This is a genomic window from Planomicrobium okeanokoites (genome assembly GCF_003428875.1).
Taxonomy (GTDB): domain Bacteria; phylum Bacillota; class Bacilli; order Bacillales_A; family Planococcaceae; genus Planococcus; species Planococcus okeanokoites.
The window spans coordinates 62,466-83,815 of sequence record NZ_QQRS01000006.1 but is presented as its reverse complement, the minus strand read 5'-3'; the positions used below and the strand labels follow the sequence as shown (position 1 = coordinate 83,815).

Genomic DNA, 21,350 nt, shown 5'->3' with positions numbered 1-21,350 from the left:
GTTGCCGTAGTTACTATACCATAAACGTTTAAAAATTAAAAAAGTTTCTTTAACCGGATAATCCGTATTTATTTTTGGATAAAAAAAATCTACCTGCCAAAGGGCAAATAGACTTAAGGAGTAAATTCTACACCTACATAAAGCGAGACCAATAAAATTGTAATCAATATATTAATCGTACGGAATATTTTCTCGTGATTTTCTTCTGGAATTTCCCGTGATGTCACCAATGCCAAAGTCATTCTATTGATTTGGAATAGGTAAAACACTGAGAACATAACTATAAACGCGATAATCATGAATTTCCTCCCCTCTACCTTAGATTCAAGTATAACAAATTCGGAAAGAAAATACAGGATTAACCGATTGCCTGTGGAACCAGGATCTCAAAGCCAGTCTCAGTTTCTTCAATCAATGCATGCTTTGGTGTACGGAGCAAGTGACGGATATAGATAAGGTCTGTCAGGCAAAGGCTGCAATGATAAGCAAGCAGAATCGCGAAATAATGGATATAGGCAGGGAAGAGGGCACTAAGCAAAATGATCACTGTGTTCAAAAGAACAAACGGTGTCAGCAGTGCCAACAGGAATCTTGTTTTTGCCACCGGCTCTTTTACATGCAATGATATTCCGGGTAACAAGACCATTTGTTTACGTAAAATGATTTTCAAACATTTTCGGCTGCCGATCAGCGGCACAAAGTGCAGCATTTTATGAAGCGGATAAATTGCTAATATCGCCAGGAAGAAAAAGAAAAAATAACGATCGGATAAAGGTGTGGTATAAAAGAAATTTAATAGAACATAAAACGTCGTGAAGACACCCATCCCAGCCAACACTGCGAATGTGAAAAGGCGGTTAAAGCCATATTCTTTTTTAACATTTATCGTTTTCCAGCAGTGCATAAAATGTATCCCCCGCAATTAGGTATTTTCAGATGAGTCGATACATACAATACAACGATTTTTCGATAAATGCAAGCCTATTTAAAAACTCTGTCCTGACAGCGTTTTCATTATTTTTCGGCAGCTTCGACAATATGGTTTTCTTCATTGAACTTGCTTTCGATATTTTTGAATGAGGCCTCGAAAATTTCCATGAAATCATCGCCATAAATGGTTCTGATAACAGCCATAACCTCTAAAAACTCTGGGAATTTTCCATAAAGCTCCCGCAGCTTCAAAGATCCATCAATCACAGAATGAGGTGTGTCGTGATAGCGTTCAATCATTTCCTGCATCAAATCTTCACCTTGGCTGGCCAATTCGATATACGTATTCCGTTTATCGGTATCGCGCTTTGAGAAAGCCAGAAGTTCCCGTTCTTCAAGTTTTTTGGAAAAGTTGAAGGCGGTTGATACATGCATGACGCCAAATTTTGCCACGTCTGAAATCGAGGCACCTTTCAGATGATACGCTATCCACAGAATATGATGCTCATTAATATTCAGGTCATACGGTTTAATCCATAATTGCCAATCTTTTTCAACTGCTTTCCATAACGCTTTGGATAATTGTCCGATACGCTGGCTGAACATCATCGCTTCTTTCATCGTATAATCGCGTTCGACCACAAAAGCACCTTCTTCCCATATTTTGAGATTTTCTTCATTATAGCAATAAAGTAAAGTGAATAAAAGTCCGAATAGTAAAAAAACTTATTAAAAAAACTGCCAAATGGCAGTTTTTTTGTTCCTATTCAGCTAAAAAATGGGTTATTGTGAAACTTTTTTATCATCTTCTGTTTCGATTTCATTAAATTCTTCGTTTTTAACGTACTTTTTGTCATCATCTTTATCTTCTTTTTTATCTTTACTGATGGATTTCTGCAATTCTTCGATTGCATTTTGGATAGCCATTATTTCCAACTGAAGATGTTCCTTAGCTGGAGCTGTGCCTTCCTGCCATTCAGCCATTGATTGTTTCAATCCATCCATTGCAGGTGGAATCTGGGTTTTCGCTTCGATTTTCAGGTGATTGACCGATTCCTTCAATTGGTTTACCTGTTCTTTGACATCTGCCAACTTTTCTTTCCAGTCTGAAGAAGCGGTTTTGACAGAAGTCCGAAGATCTTCACCAGATTGAGGTGTTGAAAATAATGTTGCCGCCGCTCCTGCGGCCAGGCCTGTCGCAAGTCCTATAAAAAAGTTCGATGCTTTCATAAATGATGCGCCCCTTTCGTCCTATAAAGGTCTTTTCCTCTATTTAACTTAATTAAAACATAAAACTGAATTGCTATTCAAAGAAAAAAAGCTTTCCGGCAAATAATATACCGGAAAGCTAATACTATACTGTCTGAGAGACAGCTGTTTCAAATTTGGATCTTTTCACCAAAGTGATGACAATCGGATAAATCAGGCCGAATGCAATGCCGTTGAAAACCATAGCAGGCAATACGACTGTTGTGAATAAAAGAGCGAAGGGAATTTCTGCACCGATCAAGAAAATTGCGGCTGACAGAAAAATGGAGCCGGAAAGTATTGTTCCGCCTGCTACTAAGGCAATAGCGGCCGGCAATTTAGTTGCAGCTCTCTTCAATAGGAAAACAAATGCCAAAAAGACAAATGCTGTAATGAATTTATCGATGATATTAGGGAAAAATCCTCCAGGGAATGTTGAAAACAGTCCTGAAATCACGCCCGTTGTTACTGCCAGTAAAAATGTCGATTTTAAATTAGGGAATAAAAGGATACCAACAAACATCATAGTCAGCATAAAGTCCGGTTTCATTCCACCGTTGATTCCTGGGATGACCACATATAATGCCGCCCCGACGCTGACCAACAGCGCCATTAATACAAGATTCTTCGTATTCATTTCTCATCTCTCCTCAGCTCATGGCTATTTTAGCTCCTCCCGGCGTGTCCTCGTGACCGCAGGCGAAAAACTTATTACTGATTCTATACTCTCTGTTGCATTAAATCAAGCATCAGCGGCTAATTTATTTTTGACTTCCTCAGCCAGTTCCTGGATCCGTTCTGCCGTGAATTCTTTTTCCTTGGTTATCCATTTGGCGCCGAACCCATCCGACTCGCCGTAGCGGGGGATGAAATGGAGGTGGAAATGGAAAACGCTTTGTCCGGCTTTAGCTCCGTTATTGTTGAGGAGGTTCATGCCTTCTGGATTAAAAGTTTCTTTGATGGCAGCTGCTATTTTAGGTGCCACTGAGAAAAGGCTGCCTGCTTCTTCGGGTGTAAGATCATAAACTGATTCGCGATGTGTTTTCGGGATGAGAAGGGTATGTCCCTTTGATAAAGGCATGATGTCCATAAAGGCGAAGACGCTTTCATCTTCATAAATTTTTACACTTGGAATGTCACCTGAAATGATTTTGCAGAAAATGCAATTCGTCATATACAACATCCTTTCCATTTTCTTCAGTCTACCATAATTCATTTTAAGAAAAAGAATTTGACGGCGGATTTTGATACAATGACAATATAAGTTGAAATACTAATTTACAATAGTCGATATTCCGCAAAACAGCTTCGAAGACATTAGCCGACGCATGGCGAGGCTAAGTCTTTGCGACGAAGCAGCGCAGCGATGCAGGAGCACGGTTCTTACCCACTACTCCCATAAGTCTTCGCTGTTTTGCTCCATATCTTTAGAGATATCTCTCAGCAAAGGCGCGTCGCCGGACTGGGCGAAGCAATAAGACGAGTGTACTTCTCGGCTTATTGCGGGAGCGTTGTCCAAAGCGCCGAAGCGGTATAAAAGGATGCTCCTTTAATTCAACTTATATAGTAAGAAAGAGGTGTTTGGATTGGCAGTTTTGGAAGTTGAATCATTAACAGGGGGCTATACCCGAAAACCGGTGTTGAAGGACGTCAGTTTTTCAATCGGGAAAGGTGAGCTTGTCGGCCTGATCGGTTTGAATGGCGCCGGTAAAAGTACCACCATCAAGCATATAATCGGAATCATGCAAGCGAAATCAGGTGAAATCCGTCTGAACGGAAAGAGTTTTCAGGAAGATATGGATGCGTACCGTTCTTCATTCTCCTATATACCGGAGACACCTGTTTTATATGAAGAATTGACTTTGCGTGAACATCTGGAATTGACAGCAATGGCTTATGGCCTTGATCGGGATGTATTCGAAAAACGTTCTGCAGAATTATTGAAGGAATTCAGAATGGAAAAAAGGCTGAAATGGTTTCCTTCCCATTTTTCGAAAGGGATGCGGCAAAAAGTGATGATCATGAGCGCTTTTTTGGTCAACCCGTCGCTTTATATCATTGATGAACCATTTGTCGGACTGGATCCGCTGGGCATAAAATCGTTGCTTGATCAAATGGAAACGCAAAAGAAAAAAGGGGCATCGGTTTTGATGTCGACCCATATTCTTGCGACTGCCGAGAAATATTGCGACCGCATCATTCTGCTGCATAATGGAAAAGTGCGGGCGATCGGAACGATGGCTGACCTGAGAAAAGAATTTGGAATGCCCGATGCCACATTGGATGATCTCTATATCGCGATGACCGAGGATGATAATAATGAAGAACCTGCATGATGTGTGGTCCAAGCGTCTCGGCAGCTACACAGTGGAGGTGCAGAATTATTTTAAATACATTTTTACCGGACATATCGCAGTAGTGCTGCTTTTTGCAATCGGTGCAGCTGGTTACGCCTACAGCGACTGGGTGCAGAACGTTCCGGAAAATTTCCCAGGGGCTTTGCTGCTGGCTGTCATTTTTGGTGTTCTGCTTGCTTACAGTCCGCCATCCACTTTGCTGAAAGAAGCTGATATGGTTTATTTTCTTCCGCTCGAGAGCAAATTGGATGAATTCCTTAAGCCAGCCAGAAAATGGTCATTTTTATCCCAGCTATATTTGCCGGTGATTGCCTTTATAGTGTCTTTGCCGATGGTCAACGCATTATACGGATTGGAGACATCTTATCTAATCGGATTTCCTATATTATTGCTGATCATCAAATGGTGGAATGTCCAGACCGAATTCTCCTTCAGAAAGGCATTCGCAGGTCAGAAATCCTGGCTGGACCGCTTGTGCCGGTTTGTATTGGCATTTGCCTTTACATATTTTTACGTCGATAATTTGGTTTTGGTCGCTGCCTTGCTGTTGTTTGCCATGATCCTATATGGCAAATGGGTTCAGAACCGGGCGGCAGGGCTGCCATTTCCGTATGAGCATTTTGTCCGGTTGGAAGAAAATCGGATGCTGCGTTTCTATCAGTTCGCGAATTATTTTACGGATGTACCGCAGATCAAAGGGAAGATCAAACAGCGCAGCTGGCTGAATTGGATCTATAGATTTATCGGAAAGAATCCGGAAGATGCCCATTATTATCTTGTGTGGCGCACATTTATCCGTTCCGATGAATTGTTTTATCTATGGGTACGGCTGACATTATTGACAATAGCTGGTGTGTTGCTTATACCATTCACTATAGCCATGGCCATTTTTGCCGGTGCATTGGCATTCGCGACAACTATTCAGCTATGGCAGGGGTTGAATCATACCCAGCATTTCCGGATGGATAATCTTTTCCCGTTATCTCGATTCACCCGGGAACGCGCAGTCAGGAAATTAGTGGTTATTCTGCAGTTGCTTCAGGCTTTACTGGCTGCTTTGGCTCTTATTATTGCGGGCCAATTTGTTACAGCCGGCATTGTGTTCTTGGTGGTTATTGCGATTTCATTAATCACATTGACTTTTGCGTCGAATAAAAAGAAAGTTTAGAAAGAGAGAAAATCCCGTTTCCATCTTTATAGATGGAAACGGGATTTTTTTATTTATGGGCATGAATTGCGGCACTGCCCAGTGTCTTAGCCGCAAGGAGCATCGCTTTTTCTTTGAAGTCAAATTTAGGATGGTGATGAGGATAGACCTCGCCGTCTGGCATAGCGCCTGTAAGGAAAAAGGTTCCTGGAACCTTTTCGAGATAATAGGCGAAATCTTCACCGATCATCAATGGAGGCGTGTTATACAATTTCTCGACGCCTGGAACCTGCTCAGCGACTTCTTTTAAATACATCGTTTCCTTTTCGTGATTCACGAGAGGGGAGTAACCTCGGTTGTAAGTGAATTCATAGGTGCAGCCTGCGGCCAGGCAATTACCTTGTATGATTCGTTCCATCTCCGCTTCCATCAGATCTCTGGTCTGTTCATTGAATGTGCGGATCGTTCCTTTGAGAACAGCTTGGTCAGCGATGATATTGAAGGGATTTTCTGCTACAAACGATCCAACCGACAGAACAGCTGATTCCAGAGGGTCGACACGACGGGATACTAATTGCTGAAGGTTCATAACGATTTGGGAGCCGAGAACGATAGCGTCTCTTGTATTATGCGGCATGGCGCCGTGTCCGCCGCGTCCTTGGATTTTTAAAGTGAAACTGTCGGCAGCAGCTATGATTGGTCCGACGCGATAATCAATCTGCCCGTAAGGCGTCATAGACCATAGATGGGTGCCGAAAATCTGATCAACGCCATCAAGCGCTCCATCTTTGATCATTGCCATCGCCCCGCCGGGAACCAGTTCTTCGGCATGCTGGTGAATGAGGACGTAAGTTCCTTCAAGTTCGTTGCGCAAACTGTGGAGAATTTTACCTAATACAAGAAGGGTGGCGGTGTGGCCGTCGTGCCCGCAGGCATGCATGACATTCGGTGTCTGGGATTTATAAGGCACATCTTTTTGGTCTTGTATGGGCAAGGCATCGAAATCGGCCCGCAACGCAATTGTTTTTCCCGGTTTCGCCCCTCGCACCGTAGCAACGACACCATTGCCTCCGACATTATGACGAACGTCGACTCCCAATTGTTCATAATAATGCCGGATATAATGGGCGGTTTTTGTTTCATTGAAGGAAACCTCCGGATGCATATGCAAATGGCGGCGGATGTCCACCATTTCCGGATAAGCGGTATCCAGCTCAGCGTATAGTTTTTCAATCACCAATAAAATCCCTCCTCTGAAATTATGTATTATTCAGTAAATAATAACATAAAAAAACGGCAACAAAAAAAAGAGGGCGAATTTCGCCCTCTTTCGCTGGCCGGACATCAGCATCCAAATCTTCCGGTCTTCACTTAATAAGTGAAGTTCATATAGGAAGCGACAAAGTAAACAATGACAATAATGAGAGAAGGCAGTGCGTAAGTCATGACGGTTGCGCTGTTTCTTCTGATCAATGAATACAATGCCAGGAATGACATGATCAATACGCCGGTCGCGATGATCATCGTTGCTCCTGGTGTAGCAGCAGCTATCAGGTTGCCGTCCCGGTAAACAGGGTCTGACAAAGCAAGGATGATCATGTTGAATATATTGGATCCCAGAATTGCACCAACAGCCATATTGACATTATTAAGGCGCAATGCAATGAATACAGAAATTGCTTCAGGCAGTGAAGTGGCAGCGGCTATGAGGAAACTGCCGATAAAGCTGGAGCCGATTCCTGTAATAATTGCGATCTGATCACCTGTTATCGATAAAGCTGTACCCGCACCCAGGATGACAAGTGCCGCGATGATAAAACGGACAATCGCTCCTTTCGGGGAAAGGCCGGCACTTGGGTTGTTCGGTTCTTCTTCTTCCTCTGCTGCCTCTTCTGCCACAGGGTCAAGCGACGGCAATTTATTGATGGCAAACATACCGACAATATAAGTAACAGCTATGATCAAAGCGTCCAGGCCGACACCGAAAATTTGGGTTTCAATCCGGAGCCACAGCGCCATCATGATCAAAATGGTCAACAGGATACCAAGCAGGGAAGTATAGATATTGTTCCGTGATGCCCGGTCCAGGATACGGCGCCTTCTCAATAGGAAGTCGAACGCAGCGAGTATGAATAAGTTGAAGAGGTTTGAGCCGATCATATTTCCGACGGCAATATCAGCATTGCCGATGGCAGCTGCGGAGAAACTGGTTGAAACTTCAGGCAGGGAAGTGGCACCCGCCAATAGCAGGGTACCTACCATCATGCCGCCCATCGCAGTTTTTTCACTGATGACATCGGCGTACTCCGACATTTTGATCGAAGCATAGACTGTGATGATGCCAGCGATGATGAAATAAACAAAAACCAATTAAATTTCCTCCTGTTCTGGTATGTATTTGCCCCGCGTTACGCGGAGCCGATCATTCACTCGTCTTCAGGTTTAGCGGAATAAGTGGTTACATAGGAAGATCCCGCAAAAATATTGGCCGGTTTTGAAGCCGGAGCTTCTTCCGATTTTGAATGCGCTTTTGAAAACGCCTGTGATTCTTTCCATTTTTCAAAGAAAGCGGGAGATTCCCATTCGGTCAATACCACATATGTGTCAGAATCGAGGGGACGCAAAACGCGGAAAGCGACATAGCCGGGTTCATTTTCAATTGCGCCGGCACGATTTTTAAAGCGGTGTTCAAAAATCGGACGACCTTCATCGGTCACCGGAATATTATTGAAAACAAAAAAGCCTTTCTCTTTGAATTCACCAGTGCCGTCCACTACTTCATATCTGCGTGGTGTTTGAAAAATACTTTTGCCTTCCGTTTCATGCAGGATCAAGGTAGTGTTTTCACCTTGCATCACCACCATCGTTTCTTCAGGGTGCTTTTCACGCATTTTTTTCATATATTCGTATGTGCCTGTTGTCATGAATAAATTCATCAATATCCCTCCTAAGTATATATTCAGTATAACTTTCCCTGAAAAAAAATACAGCAAACCCCCTTTGTCGATCTGGTGAAGTCATAAGCGTCTAATTTATGACATTTGCCCACAGAATCTATACAATGGAAAACAGAGAGTCTATAGTATATACGGACATAAGAACGATATGCAGTGGACGATATATTTTGAAGGGATGTTTTTTGCAATGGATTTTAATGATACTTACCTGAAGGCGGCCAGAGGAGAGAAAACGGATCACGTGCCAGTCTGGTTTATGAGGCAGGCAGGCCGTTCACAGCCGGAATACCGCAAGATCAAAGAAAAATATTCATTGGAAGAGATTACACACCAGCCTGAGCTGTGTGCATATGTCACAAAATTGCCCGTCGACCAATACAATGTCGATGCAGCGATTCTTTACAAAGACATCGTGACACCGCTTCCTGCAATTGGTGTTGATGTAAAAATCAAGGCTGGAATTGGTCCAGTGATCGACAATCCGATCCGTACAATGGAAGATATCAGCCGTCTTGGCCAGATCAATCCTGAACAGGATGTTGATTATGTATTAAAAACGATCAAATTATTGACTGAAGAACAATTGAATGTGCCGCTCATCGGTTTTTCAGGCGCACCGTTCACACTTGCCAGCTATATGATCGAAGGCGGACCATCAAAAAGCTATAATAAAACAAAAGCGATGATGGTGTCGCAGCCGCAAATGTGGTTCGCGCTGATGGATAAACTGGCGGATACCATTATTCCTTATGTAAAGGCACAAGTAAAAGCGGGAGCAAAAGCGATCCAGATATTTGATTCGTGGGTGGGAGCTCTGAATGTGGAAGATTACCGTATTTTCATCAAACCGGTGATGGACCGTATCTTCAACGAATTGCGGACAGAGGGCGTGCCATTGACGATATTCGGCGTCGGCGCAAGCCATTTGGCGAAAGAATGGCATGAATTGCCGGTTGATGTGGTTGGACTCGATTGGCGTTTGCCGATTGCAGAAGCCCGTTCAATGGGCTTGACGAAATCCCTGATGGGGAATTTCGATCCTTCTTATCTGCTGGCTGATTGGCCAGTGATTGAGGAGCGCACGAAAAAGATCCTTGATATGGGGATGCAGGATGATGGCTATATCTTCAATCTTGGCCATGGCGTATTCCCTGAAGTTAATCCGGACACATTAAAACGCCTGACAGCATTCGTACATGAATACAGCGCGGCTTATAAAGCTAAAAACTAATCGACTATAAAATTTCAGAGGTGACTGATGATGAAAAAGACAATGGGGTTATTGGTAATGGCGTATGGTACGCCTTACAAAGAAGAAGACATTGAAAGGTATTATACCCACATCCGCCGCGGCCGCAAGCCGAGCGAAGAGAGCCTGGAAGATTTGCGCAGCCGCTATCAGGCAATCGGTGGACTTTCACCATTGGCGAAAATTACAGAAGACCAGGCCAATGGATTGTGCGACCGCTTGAATGAAATTCAGGATGAAATCGAGTTTAAAATGTACCTGGGATTAAAACATATCGAGCCTTTCGTTGAAGACGGCGTCGAAGCGATGAGAAAAGACGGCATCACAGAAGCTGTATCCATCGTATTGGCACCACACTTCTCGACTTTCTCAGTTAAATCCTATAATGGACGTGCAGCTGAAGCGGCTGAAAAAGCGGGTATCAGCCTGACTTCAGTTGAAAGCTGGTATACAGAACCGAAATTCATCCAATACTGGAGCGAAAAAGTCAGCGCGGCATTTGCTGAAATGTCGGAAGAAGAACGGGTGAAATCATGCCTGATCGTTTCAGCGCATTCATTGCCTGAAAAGATTATTGCAAACGGCGACCCGTATCCGGACCAATTAAAAGAGACAGCTGATATGATCGCGCAGGCTGCCGGCGTTGAAAATTATGAAGTCGGCTGGCAAAGTGCCGGGCAAACGCCTGAACCGTGGATTGGACCTGATGTTCAGGATCTGACCCGTGAGTTGCATGATGTGAAAGGCTATAACTCGTTTGTTTATACACCAGTAGGATTTGTAGCGGATCACCTGGAAGTGCTTTTTGATAATGATTATGAATGTAAAGTTGTCTGTGACGAAATCGGTGCAGCATACCGCCGTCCGGAAATGCCGAACGTTCAGCCATTGTTCATCGATGGACTTGCTGATGTCGTCATGAAGAAATTGGCTGAAAAATAATCGGTGCATTTTTTAGGCTGATTAAATTGGAGTGAGCTGGGGGATTCCGGCAAACTTTCAATGAATGAAACCTTGGAGGATTAAACAAATGAAAAAATTTAGTTGGATGGCCATCCCAGCTGCTGTATTGTTGTTGGCTGCCTGTGGTCAAGAAGATGAGACAGCAGGAGCTGGCATGAATGTAAACCCGATTGAAACTGCTTTTAATTCACCGGAAACTGCTGAACCTGGAGAAGAAATGACGCTTTCAGTGACTGTGGTGCAGGGCGAAGAAGTCGTGGAAGATGCTGATGAAGTGGTTTATGAAGTCTGGGAGTCCGGCCATCGGAGTGACAGTGAAATGCTGCCGGCTGAACATATCGGGGACGGCGTATACGAAGCGGAAACCGTATTCGAAGAAGAGGGACTTTATTTTGCGCAAGCGCATACGACAGCCCGGCGCCTTCATGTAATGCCTAAACAGGAGATTACAGTCGGTAGCCCGGATCCTGATTCCATTGTTCCGGATGACAGTGATGATGCAGAAGGTATGGATAAGATGGAAGGCCATGATGGTCATTGATACAGTTTCAATAGAAGCAACAAGAAAAGGCAGGCGCCTGGGCGCCTGCCTTTTCTTGTTCAATTATGGATTCCATAAGAAAAATTGCTTGATCATCAAATCATTCAGTGCAGGAGTTGCATTTAGTACCATAGCATTCGTGCTGTTCCTCGATCTGTTCTCCACAAGTTGCACATTGTTTCGGCGGCAGGTTCTTGAAAAATTCAACTACGTTTTCAATCATTCATCCCAGCTCCTTTTGTTATAGTACTGTGTTAATTAAAACTAGTGTATTATAACAGTTGGGCTAAGTCAACTATAAACCGTGAATAATTTTCAATTATCCGTTAAACTGAAATAAGGAAACAATCTAAAGGAGAGAGATTATGTATTTCGTAGACAATAAGGGAATCACCGATCCACGCATCAATCTGGCTATTGAAGAATATCTTTTGAAAAACATGGATGTAGAAAAAGATCCTTTCCTGCTGTTCTATATCAATGAACCATCAATCATCATCGGAAAAAATCAGAACACCGCTGAAGAAATCAACACAGACTATGTAGATGCCAATGGCATCCATGTCGTGCGGCGCTTGTCCGGCGGTGGAGCGGTCTATCATGACCTTGGCAACTTGAATTACAGTTTCATCACCGTTGATGATGGGGAAAGCTTCCGTAATTTCCGTAAATTCACGGAGCCGGTTGTAAAAGCGCTGAATGATTTAGGCGTCAATGCCGAATTGTCAGGCCGCAATGATCTGATGGCAGAAGGCCGTAAAATTTCCGGCAATGCCCAATTTTCTACAAGAGGGCGGATGTACAGCCATGGAACGCTGTTGTTTGATACAAATATGGACGAAGTCGTTTCGGCGCTTAAAGTCAGCAAGGAGAAAATCGAATCGAAAGGCATCAAATCGATTCGCAGCCGTGTAGCGAATATTTCAGAGTTTCTTGAAGAACCGATGACGGTTATGGAATTCCGATCTGCAATTCTCCATTCCATTTTCGAAGGAGAAGAAAATGTGAAACTTTGGGAACTGACAGATAAGGATTGGGAAGGCATCCATGAAATCTCACGCGAACGCTACGGAAACTGGGATTGGAATTACGGCAAGTCACCCAAATTCAATGTGAAGCATTCCCACAGATTCCCTGTCGGGGGCATCGACGTCCGCTTGCAGGTTGAAAAAGGTTTGGTGGAAGACGCGAAAATCTTTGGCGACTTTTTCGGTGTGGGTGATGTAGCCGAACTTGAAACGGCGATTACCGGTGTGAAATACGAGCGTGCTGCTTTGGATGAAGCGATAGAAGGAATCGATATTCCAAAATTGCTCGGTGGAATTACAAAAGAAGAGTTTCTAAAATTAATTTATTAAGAAATAATGAAGAGCCTGCTTTTAAGCAGGCTCTTTTGTTAGAATGGAAAGAAAAAGGAAAGGGGGATCGTTATGTTGACGCAGCGAATATTTATCGTGGAAGATGATTTGAAAATTGCTGAGATGCTGGCGGAAACACTCCGTAAATATCATTATGAAGTGGAAACCGCCAAAGATTTCGACCGAATTCTGGAAGAGGCCGAAGCCTTCGATCCTCACCTGATTCTGCTGGATATCAATCTTCCCTCCTATGACGGCTATTACTGGTGCAGGCAGCTTCGTTTGACAACCACGTGCCCCATCATTTTCATCTCTGCACGCTCCGGTGAAATGGACCAGATTTTCGCTTTGGAAAATGGAGGGGATGATTTCATTACGAAACCTTTCCATTATGAAATCGTCCTTGCAAAAATAAGAAGCCATCTTCGCAGGGCTTTCGGTGAATATGCTTTGAAGCAGGAAGAGAGAACGGTGAAAGCAGGCCGTCTCACTTTATATATGGAACGGATGGAACTGCACGTGAAAAACGAAGTGATTCCGTTGCAAAAGAAAGAGGCAGTGGTGCTTGGCCTGTTGCTCGCGCATTATCCGAAAGTGGTTTCAAGGGAACAATTATTGGAAGAACTTTGGGATGATCAGGCCTTTGTGGATGAGAATACCCTTAATGTGAATATGACCCGCGTGCGCAAGAAACTGGCGGATTATAATGTTCAATCCGCCATTGAAACTGTCCGGGGGGCGGGTTATCGCCTGTTGATCGATGAGGGGGAACTTTAATGCTGCGCCTCTTCCTCAAAGAACATGCAGCTTTTATGGTGTTTCAGGCAGTGCTGGTCGCTTTTATCATGATCCTTTATTGGCTGGACGGCTTTCGGAACATGGATACAGCCATATATTCATTTGTCATCAGCATCCTGTTGACTAGCGCGTTCCTTGGCGCCCGCTATATCAAGCGTTATCGCTATTACCGGAAAATCAGTGAAACGCCGGTTTCGATGGAGCATATGCTCCAAAAAGAAGGCAGGTCGCCCGAACAGATCCAAAACGATCTATACCTGCATAAGTTATATAAAGTTTATCAAAACGAAGTACAGGCGCTGTATGCTGCCCAGTCAAGGCATCTTCAATTCATGAACCAATGGGTGCATCAGATGAAAACCCCGATTTCGGTTATCCAGCTGTTGCTGCAAAATCCTGATGAACTGGATAAAAACAGTGTATCCGAAGAAATTGAGCGTCTCAAAGCCAGTCTGGATACGGTGCTGATGAATGCCCGGTTAGATACATTTGAACAGGATATGCAGATTGAAAAAGTGAATCTCCAATCTTTGGCCAGGGAAATCATTACTGAAAACAAACGCTTATTCATTTCCAAACAAGTCTATCCGGTTATTGAGGTCGATGAAAATTTCGTCGCCGCCACTGATCGCAAGTGGATGAAGTTCGTGCTGGGCCAGCTTATTACAAACGCTGTCAAATATACATTCGAAAAGGATAAAAAAGTTTATATTACTGCTTCCTGCCACAATAGCCACATGAACCTTTCTATCAGCGATGAAGGAATCGGCATACCATCCACCGATTTAGCCAGAGTGACAAAAGCTTTCTTTACAGGTGAAAATGGCAGGAAAACAGCCGAATCCACTGGAATGGGACTTTATATCGCGAAGGAAGTATGCGAGAGGCTTGGCCATGAACTGACGATCGAATCCGCAGTTGGTCAAGGTACAACAATATCCATCCTGTTTTCAAATCAGGACACCGTTTCTTAGGAGGATAAAAATGCCGTTAGTAAAAATTGACGACGTCACTAAAGTCTATGAAGGTAAAGTCACGCATCGCGCTATAAATCAATTGGGGTTTGAAGTGGAAAAAGGGGAGTTCCTTGCAATCATGGGACCGTCGGGCAGCGGCAAGACCACTTTGCTGAATCTGATCTCAACAATCGACGACCTTACGTCGGGAAATATTCTGATTGACGGCGTCAATCCCCATGAACTGGGCAAAAATGATCTGGCGCTGTTCCGCAGAAGAAAATTGGGTTTCGTTTTTCAGGATTTCAACCTTTTACAGATGCTGACGGTCGAAGAGAATCTGGTGCTGCCCTTGACGCTCGATTATGTTCCGCTGGATAAAATGGCGAAGAGAGTCATGGGCATCGCAGACCGGCTCAGCCTGAAGCCGATCCTCCATAAGAGGCCGAATGAGATCTCGGGTGGTGAAGCCCAGCGCACCGCAATCGGGCGCGCGCTGATTCATCAGCCGGATTTGATCCTGGCGGATGAACCCACCGGCAATCTGGATTCCAAAACTTCCCGTGAAGTGTTGGAGCTGCTGTCAGGCATTAATAAAGAGGAAGGCGCGACAATCATCATGGTGACACATGATCCGATTGCGGCCAGCTATTGCAACCGGGTGCTGTTTATAAAAGATGGTGAATTTTTCAATGAAATCTACAGTGATGAACGGCGCCAGACTTTTTATCAGCGCATCTTAAATGTACTGTCTTTGTTGGGAGGCAATGTGAATGACCTTTCGGCAGCTCGCTTACCGTAATGTGCTGCGCAATTTAAGGAGCTACGCGGCTTTTTTTCTTGCCAGTGTCGTTTCTGTAATGGTGTTCTTTGTTTACTCGATGTTCATCTTCCATCCATTGTTCGAAGAGGACGGGCTGGGAACGATGGCGGTCCGCGGAATGCTGATTGCGGAAGTCGTCCTTTATATCTTTACGCTCTTTTTCCTGTTCTATTCGATGAGCGCATTTTTACAGGCGCGTTCGAAGGAGTTCGGGGTATTGGTGCATCTTGGGATGACCAAACGGCAGTTGAGCAAAATGATCTTTTTCGAAATGATGATTCTTGGCAGTATTTCTACAGCATCGGGCATCGCTTTCGGTTTTGCTTTTTCGAAATTCTTCTTTATGATCGGCCGTGAAATCATGGAACTTGAATCGCTTCCGCTGTATCTCAGCTGGGAACCATTCCTGTTGACGATTGGCGCCTTCGCCAGCCTGTTCATCATCATTTCATTTATCAGTGTGGGTTTTATCAGGACGAAGCGTGTCCTGAATTTATTGCAGGGTTATTGGCGTGCCGATGAAGTGGGGAAGAGTTCTTTCGTCCTGTCGGCAGCCGGCGTCATCTTTTTGGTGATTGCCTATACACTCGCGGCTTTAGTGGAAGACGATACCGTCTATATCATGGCATTTATCATTCCGCCGCTCGCGACGATTGGGACATACCTTTTCTTTACACACTCAATCCACGCCTTCCTCAATCTGTATAAAAGAAATAAATCCGTTTTCTGGCATAAGACGCGACTTGTTTCGATTGCGGATGCATCCGTCAAATTGAAAGACAGCGCTCAGATGTTCTTCATCGTAACCATCGTATCGACAATAGCCTTTTTGACAGTGGGGACGCTGGCATCGTTTACTTCCTATACCGGGGATTTTAGGGAATCGAATCCCTTAAGCCTGATTTATATTTCTTTTGAAGACAATGCGGAAGAAGATGAACATATTTCATTGCTGGAGAATCAGCTGGAGCAAAAGGGGTTGGCATACGATGTAGCCCAATTGACGATTAAAAGGCAGACATCCGCTGCGAGCGGCAATGAAGTCGATATCCTGAAAGCGTCCGAGTTCAACCGCCTTGCTTCGACACTCGGCCATGAGCCAGTCAGTCCGGCAGAAGGTGAAGGGGTCTTCGTGCCTTATTCGCAGGAGTCCCTTGCGGCGTTAAATGAAACAATGACTGAGACTGTGCTGCTCGAGAGTGGAGTACCGCTTGAAATCGCTTCAGCCTATCCGCATATCCTGTTTCCCAACCATACTTTGAATGCCAACAGCATCATCGTCAATGACAGGGATTTTGATGAAATCGATGAACCGCTGCTTGGTTTTACTGAAGATCAATCTTCCTTCAGCTATTATGCCTTCCACGTCCCGGATTGGACTGCTACCCTCGGCATCGGCACTTCGCTGTCAGAACAGATGGCTGCAGCATTCGATAGTGGGGATTTCAATCAGATTTCCTATTATTTTGAAAACCCTGGTGAAGACTACCGATGGTTCAAATCTTCATTTGCGCTGATGTTGTTTATCGGGGTCATGGTTGCGCTGGTGTTCCTGTTGGCTGCCGGAAGCTTTATCTATTTTAAGCTTTACACTGGCCTGGAGAGGGACCGGAAACAATATGCTCTTCTGGTGCGTCTTGGCATGACGGAAAAGGAATTGCTTAAAGTCGTCAACCGCCAATTAGTGCCGCAATTCTTCCTGCCATGGACAATTGCGCTGCTGCACAGCAGTTTCGCTTTTATTTCACTGCAGGTTGTGTGGGATGAATTTGCGGAACTTTCCATCCTGGGCGAGATGGCCATTGTACTGGCAGGCTTCACAATTGTCCAATTGCTTTATTTTTATTTGATACGCTGGCGTTATATAACACATTTGCAGGCATCGTGATTTTCACGGTGTCTGTTGTATTGTCTGAAGATTTATTTTATAATGAAGAAAGCGACGATTATGAATGAGTATTCATTCAATATGAAAGAGGGATGCAAAGATGAACTTGGTTAAACGTGTGCACGAAATAGCAGGGCAAAATCCATCAAAAGCAGCTTACCACTTTATGGGTAAAGACACTTCTTATGGGGAATTTGAACAGACAGTCGGAAAATTTGCAAATGCACTTGAATCATTGGGAGTTAAAAAAGGGGATCATGTTGCCTTTCTTTTGAGCAATACACCTCATTTCCTGATTTCCTTGTATGCGACTATGCGTCTTGGAGCTACTGCTGTGCCGATCAATCCGATTTATACCCCGGATGAAATCGCTTACATAGTGAATAACAGTGATGCGAATGTTGTCATCGCCCTGGATGCTCTGTTGCCGTTGGTTGAAAAAGCGCACATGGCGCTGCCCGCAGTAAAATCCTATATCATTTGTGAAACAGACCCATCAACAGCGGATAAGATGAAACAATTGCCTGATGCTGTCAAAGGAAAAGTTCATGCATTCAGCAGTTTGCTGTTCAATGCCTCGTCAGTTACATTGCCTGTGGAAGTTGAAGTCGATGACACGGCGGTGATCTTATATACATCCGGAACAACGGGGAAACCGAAAGGCGCAATGCTGACACATGGCAACCTCTATTCCAATGCCCGTGATGTAGGTGAATACTTGAAGATTTCATCAGCTGACCGTGTTATTGCTACGCTGCCGGTATTCCATGTATTCGCATTGACGGTTGTCGTTAATGCTCCGCTGATTCAGGGAGCTACAATCATTCTTGTACCGCGCTTTAACCCGAAAGATGTCTTTGATGCGATTAAATCGACAAAAGCGACAGTATTTGCGGGTGTACCAACCATGTACAATTTCATGTATCAATTCCCGGAGGCTCAGCCATCTGATTTTGAAAGCATCCGCATGGCCATCTCGGGCGGTTCGGCGCTTCCGGTTGCCTTGCTTCATAATTTCGAGGATAAATTCAATGTGCGGATTTCAGAAGGCTATGGTCTGTCTGAAGCTTCACCTGTCACATGTTTCAACCCGATTGACCGTGAACGCAAAGCCGGTTCAATTGGAACATCGATTGTCAATGTCGAGAACAAAGTCGTCAATGAGCTCGGAGAAGAAGTGGCGGTCGGTGAAGTAGGCGAATTGATCGTCCGTGGACCGAATGTCATGAAAGGCTACTATAAAATGCCCGAAGAAACGAATGCGGCCATCAAAGACGGATGGCTGTATACAGGGGACTTGGCTACAGTCGATGAAGAAGGTTATTTCTTCATTGTAGACCGCAAAAAAGATATGATCATCGTTGGCGGTTATAATGTTTATCCGCGCGAAGTCGAAGAAGTGCTGTTTGCGCATCCAGGAGTATCGGAAGCTGCCGTTGTCGGCTTGCCGGATGCAGACTTCGGTGAATCGATCAATGCCTATGTCGTATTGAAAGATCCGGTTCATACGACAGGCGAGCTGCATAAATATTGCTCGGAACATTTAGCGAAATATAAGGTGCCTAAGAACTTTGAAATCCTGGACGAACTGCCGAAAAACACAACAGGCAAGATCCTGCGGCGTTCTTTGAAAGATCAGGCATTGAAACAGCAATGAACAGAATGATGAGCCCCCAGCGTTAAATGCTGGGGGTTTTTGTTTTCCCGTCAAAAAAGATGTGATTCATTAATTTCGAAATACATTGAAAGTACTGACACTTTTCATTATAGTGAAAGAGTAAGTATTGCGAGAATCGAAATAGTTTTGAGGAGGAAACAATGTGGCTAAAAAAGCAGTGGAAGTGAAAGATTTAACGAAATTGATATCCGTGGCAGATCCGCATATTTCGCCGGACGGCACAGAAGCGGTATTCGTTAAGACACATATCGATGAAGAAGAAAATACATATATAACAAATCTGTGGCACATTGATATTGCGAATGGGGAATTGACGCAATGGACACACGGCAAGCAGCGTGTTTCTTCTCCTCAATGGTCGGAAGATGGTAAAGCTGTGGCGTTCTTGTCTGACCGCACAGAGAAGAACCAATTATATATCATGTCCGCAAAAGGCGGGGAAGCGCGCGGGCTGACCGATTTTGAAAAAGGCGTAAACAGCTTCCGCTGGTCGCCATGTAATAAAAAAATCTGGTTCGACGCAATGGTGAAGGAAGGCAAGTCTTTTACCGACAAGGAAGAAAAAGAAGAAAAGAAACAACCGGAACCTTACGTCGTGGATAAAATGAAATACAAAATGGATGGCATGGGGTTATTGCCGAAAGAATTTCATCGGCAGATTGGTACCATCGACATTGAAACGAAAGAAGTGGAACAAGTAACGGATGGGTCGCATCACCATGGTTTGGAAGCTGTTTCGCATGACGGAAGCAAGCTTGTTTACGGGGTGACCCGTGAAGAGAATCTGGATTTTGTGTTCCGCCAGCCTCTTTTCATCTACGATGTAGAGAGTAAAAAAGAAACAGCGCTAGTTGATGAAGAAGGCTATTTCGGTGATGCCGTATTTTCACATGACGACACATATATCGCTTATATCGGCAGTACACGCCAATTTCAGAATGCGACCCATACTGAACTTTACGTGCACACTCTTGCATCGAACACTTCCATCTGCCTGACGGAAGGCATGGATGTTCCGGTCGGTGATTACGTTGTGGCGGATCATCAGCAAAGCGCAAACGCACCTGGCGTCGTTTGGACAAAGGACGATCATCTTTATTTCCAGGTGTCGACCATGGGCGACGTCCGCTTGTATTTCGCCTCGCTTGACGGCGCAGTTTATCCGGCTTCACCTGATATGGAACATGTCTACGGTTACGATATTGCGAGCAGCGGCGAGTTCGCGCTTGCGACAATTTCAAACCCTGTTGAACCGGGCGAACTTTATCTGTTGACGATTGCGACAGGCGAACGGAAAGCACTGACTCATTTCAATAAAGCCTATTTGGATGAAACAGAATTGGTGGCGCCGGAATTGATCATTGCCAAAGGCGCCAAGGACTGGGCTGTCCACGGTTGGCTGATGAAGCCTCACGGATTCAAGAAAGGGAAGAAATATCCTTTGGTGGTTAACATCCACGGCGGTCCGCATGCGATGTATGCCAACTCATTCTTCCACGAAATGCAATTGCTCGCAGCCCGCGGATTCGGAGTATTATACGTCAACCCACGCGGCAGCCACGGCTACAGCCAGGAATTTGTCGATGCTGTGCGCGGTGATTACGGCGGTGGTGATTACGAGGATATTATGAAATCACTCGACGGTGCAATTGAAGCCAACGACTGGATCGACTCAGATCGTCTCGGGGTTACAGGCGGCAGTTACGGCGGCTTCATGACCAACTGGATTGTCGGGCATGACAACCGTTTCAAGGCAGCTGTAACACAGCGTTCCATTTCCAACTGGATTTCATTCTTTGGCGTGTCGGACATCGGCTATTATTTCTCGGAATGGCAGATGCAGGCAGATATGACAGACGTTGATAAGCTGTGGCAGCATTCTCCTCTGAAATACGCGAAAAACGTGGAAACGCCATTATTGATTTTGCATTCTGAAAATGATTACCGCTGCCCGATTGAACAAGCGGAGCAATTATATATCACTCTCAAGAGCATGGGGAAAGAAACGGAATTCGTCCGTTTCCCTGAGGCTGACCACAACCTGTCCCGCACAGGCAAGCCGAACTTGCGCTTTGCCCGTCTGGAACAGATTGCAGGCTGGATGGAAAAGTACTTATAATAAAACTATATAAGTTTAACTAATAGTTTTTAATAATCGATATTCCGCAAAACAGCTTCGCTTGCCGGGGGCTCGCGCTGAGCTAACTCGGTCTCGTTGCACTTCACCCGAGTGGATCTCAGCACTTTGCTCGAACTGGAGTTGGAAAGCCAACTCCAGTTCTGCCCCCCAAGGCGTCTTCGCTGTTTTGCTCCATATCTCTAAACGTTTTCTATATAGAGAAACAGTTAATTGCAATATCTCTTTAAAAAGCAGGGACTTCAATTTTAGATGATTCGAGAATGAAGCGGCAGGTGGCGACTCCTGCGGGAAACAGAGCGAGTCCTGAGACCCCGCAA

Annotated in this window: 22 protein-coding genes; 12 read left to right on the top strand and 10 right to left on the bottom strand. The window is 44.6% G+C overall.

Annotated features, from left to right (window positions below):
- Window positions 1–113 precede the first annotated feature (113 nt).
- The 6 genes from D2910_RS17065 to D2910_RS13020 form a co-directional block, all read right to left on the bottom strand.
- A complete protein-coding gene (locus D2910_RS17065; protein WP_084242581.1) occupies window positions 114–299 on the bottom strand; it encodes a hypothetical protein in 186 nt (61 codons plus the stop codon).
- Window positions 300–358: 59 nt separating this feature from the next.
- Window positions 359–904, bottom strand: coding sequence for a DUF3267 domain-containing protein (locus D2910_RS13040; protein ID WP_084242580.1), 546 nt, complete (start codon window positions 902–904; stop codon window positions 359–361).
- A 110-nt stretch (window positions 905–1,014) separates the two neighbouring features.
- Entirely contained in the window at window positions 1,015–1,572 is a 558-nt protein-coding gene (locus D2910_RS13035) for an HTH-type transcriptional regulator Hpr (protein WP_117313762.1), read from the bottom strand.
- A gap of 141 nt (window positions 1,573–1,713) precedes the next feature.
- Window positions 1,714–2,160 carry a YtxH domain-containing protein gene (locus D2910_RS13030; protein ID WP_101803259.1) on the bottom strand — a complete coding sequence of 149 codons (447 nt, stop codon included), beginning with the start codon at window positions 2,158–2,160 and terminating at the stop codon, window positions 1,714–1,716.
- Between the two features lie 124 nt (window positions 2,161–2,284).
- The gene (locus D2910_RS13025; protein ID WP_084242577.1) at window positions 2,285–2,815 is read right to left on the bottom strand and encodes a tryptophan transporter; all 531 of its coding nucleotides are present in this window, start codon (window positions 2,813–2,815) and stop codon (window positions 2,285–2,287) included.
- 105 nt (window positions 2,816–2,920) lie between these two features.
- A complete protein-coding gene (locus D2910_RS13020; RefSeq protein ID WP_084242576.1) occupies window positions 2,921–3,352 on the bottom strand; it encodes an HIT family protein in 432 nt (143 codons plus the stop codon).
- A 412-nt stretch (window positions 3,353–3,764) separates the two neighbouring features.
- Between D2910_RS13020 and D2910_RS13015 the strand changes: the two genes are divergently transcribed.
- A complete protein-coding gene (locus D2910_RS13015; RefSeq protein ID WP_084242575.1) occupies window positions 3,765–4,514 on the top strand; it encodes an ABC transporter ATP-binding protein in 750 nt (249 codons plus the stop codon).
- Entirely contained in the window at window positions 4,498–5,703 is a 1,206-nt protein-coding gene (locus tag D2910_RS13010; protein ID WP_084242574.1) for an ABC transporter permease, read from the top strand. The genes D2910_RS13015 and D2910_RS13010 overlap by 17 nt, the downstream gene beginning before the upstream one ends.
- Window positions 5,704–5,752: 49 nt before the next feature.
- Here the strand turns inward: D2910_RS13010 and D2910_RS13005 are convergent, their stop codons facing one another.
- From D2910_RS13005 to D2910_RS12995, 3 genes are all read right to left on the bottom strand, one after another.
- The gene (locus tag D2910_RS13005) at window positions 5,753–6,919 is read right to left on the bottom strand and encodes a M20 metallopeptidase family protein (RefSeq protein WP_117313780.1); all 1,167 of its coding nucleotides are present in this window, start codon (window positions 6,917–6,919) and stop codon (window positions 5,753–5,755) included.
- 134 nt (window positions 6,920–7,053) lie between these two features.
- A complete protein-coding gene (locus D2910_RS13000) occupies window positions 7,054–8,052 on the bottom strand; it encodes a sodium:calcium antiporter (protein WP_117313761.1) in 999 nt (332 codons plus the stop codon).
- Window positions 8,053–8,108: 56 nt separating this feature from the next.
- Window positions 8,109–8,618, bottom strand: a complete 510-nt coding sequence (locus D2910_RS12995) for an antibiotic biosynthesis monooxygenase family protein (RefSeq protein WP_117313760.1) — start codon at window positions 8,616–8,618, stop codon at window positions 8,109–8,111.
- 208 nt (window positions 8,619–8,826) lie between these two features.
- Here D2910_RS12995 and hemE point away from each other — a divergent pair, with 208 nt between their 5' ends.
- The 3 genes from hemE (at window position 8,827) to D2910_RS12980 (ending at window position 11,392) form a co-directional block, all read left to right on the top strand.
- Entirely contained in the window at window positions 8,827–9,870 is a 1,044-nt protein-coding gene (hemE, locus tag D2910_RS12990; RefSeq protein ID WP_084242571.1) for a uroporphyrinogen decarboxylase, read from the top strand.
- 27 nt (window positions 9,871–9,897) lie between these two features.
- Window positions 9,898–10,830, top strand: coding sequence for a ferrochelatase (gene hemH, locus D2910_RS12985; protein WP_084242570.1), 933 nt, complete (start codon window positions 9,898–9,900; stop codon window positions 10,828–10,830).
- A gap of 88 nt (window positions 10,831–10,918) precedes the next feature.
- Complete coding sequence (locus tag D2910_RS12980) at window positions 10,919–11,392, top strand: FixH family protein (protein ID WP_117313759.1); 474 nt, start codon at window positions 10,919–10,921, stop codon at window positions 11,390–11,392.
- A 100-nt stretch (window positions 11,393–11,492) separates the two neighbouring features.
- Here D2910_RS12980 and yhfH read toward each other — a convergent pair whose 3' ends face one another.
- Window positions 11,493–11,615: a protein YhfH gene (yhfH, locus tag D2910_RS12975; RefSeq protein WP_084242568.1), complete on the bottom strand. Its 123-nt coding sequence runs from the start codon at window positions 11,613–11,615 to the stop codon at window positions 11,493–11,495.
- Window positions 11,616–11,757: 142 nt separating this feature from the next.
- Here yhfH and D2910_RS12970 point away from each other — a divergent pair, with 142 nt between their 5' ends.
- The 7 genes from D2910_RS12970 to D2910_RS12940 all read left to right on the top strand — a co-directional run bounded on the left by D2910_RS12970 (window position 11,758) and on the right by D2910_RS12940 (window position 21,012).
- Entirely contained in the window at window positions 11,758–12,750 is a 993-nt protein-coding gene (locus D2910_RS12970) for a lipoate--protein ligase (RefSeq protein ID WP_084242567.1), read from the top strand.
- A 72-nt stretch (window positions 12,751–12,822) separates the two neighbouring features.
- Window positions 12,823–13,527 carry a response regulator transcription factor gene (locus tag D2910_RS12965; RefSeq protein ID WP_084242566.1) on the top strand — a complete coding sequence of 235 codons (705 nt, stop codon included), beginning with the start codon at window positions 12,823–12,825 and terminating at the stop codon, window positions 13,525–13,527.
- Window positions 13,527–14,522 carry a sensor histidine kinase gene (locus tag D2910_RS12960; RefSeq protein WP_117313758.1) on the top strand — a complete coding sequence of 332 codons (996 nt, stop codon included), beginning with the start codon at window positions 13,527–13,529 and terminating at the stop codon, window positions 14,520–14,522. Before D2910_RS12965 ends, D2910_RS12960 begins: the two co-directional genes overlap by 1 nt.
- Window positions 14,523–14,532: 10 nt before the next feature.
- Window positions 14,533–15,306: an ABC transporter ATP-binding protein gene (locus D2910_RS12955; RefSeq protein WP_084242564.1), complete on the top strand. Its 774-nt coding sequence runs from the start codon at window positions 14,533–14,535 to the stop codon at window positions 15,304–15,306.
- Window positions 15,278–17,215 (top strand): ABC transporter permease, encoded by a 1,938-nt coding sequence (locus D2910_RS12950; RefSeq protein WP_117313757.1) that lies wholly within the window; start codon window positions 15,278–15,280, stop codon window positions 17,213–17,215. Before D2910_RS12955 ends, D2910_RS12950 begins: the two co-directional genes overlap by 29 nt.
- Before the next feature lie 100 nt (window positions 17,216–17,315).
- Window positions 17,316–18,872, top strand: a complete 1,557-nt coding sequence (locus D2910_RS12945) for a fatty acid--CoA ligase family protein (protein ID WP_117313756.1) — start codon at window positions 17,316–17,318, stop codon at window positions 18,870–18,872.
- A 163-nt stretch (window positions 18,873–19,035) separates the two neighbouring features.
- Window positions 19,036–21,012 carry a S9 family peptidase gene (locus tag D2910_RS12940; protein WP_117313755.1) on the top strand — a complete coding sequence of 659 codons (1,977 nt, stop codon included), beginning with the start codon at window positions 19,036–19,038 and terminating at the stop codon, window positions 21,010–21,012.
- Window positions 21,013–21,350: the final 338 nt, after the last annotated feature.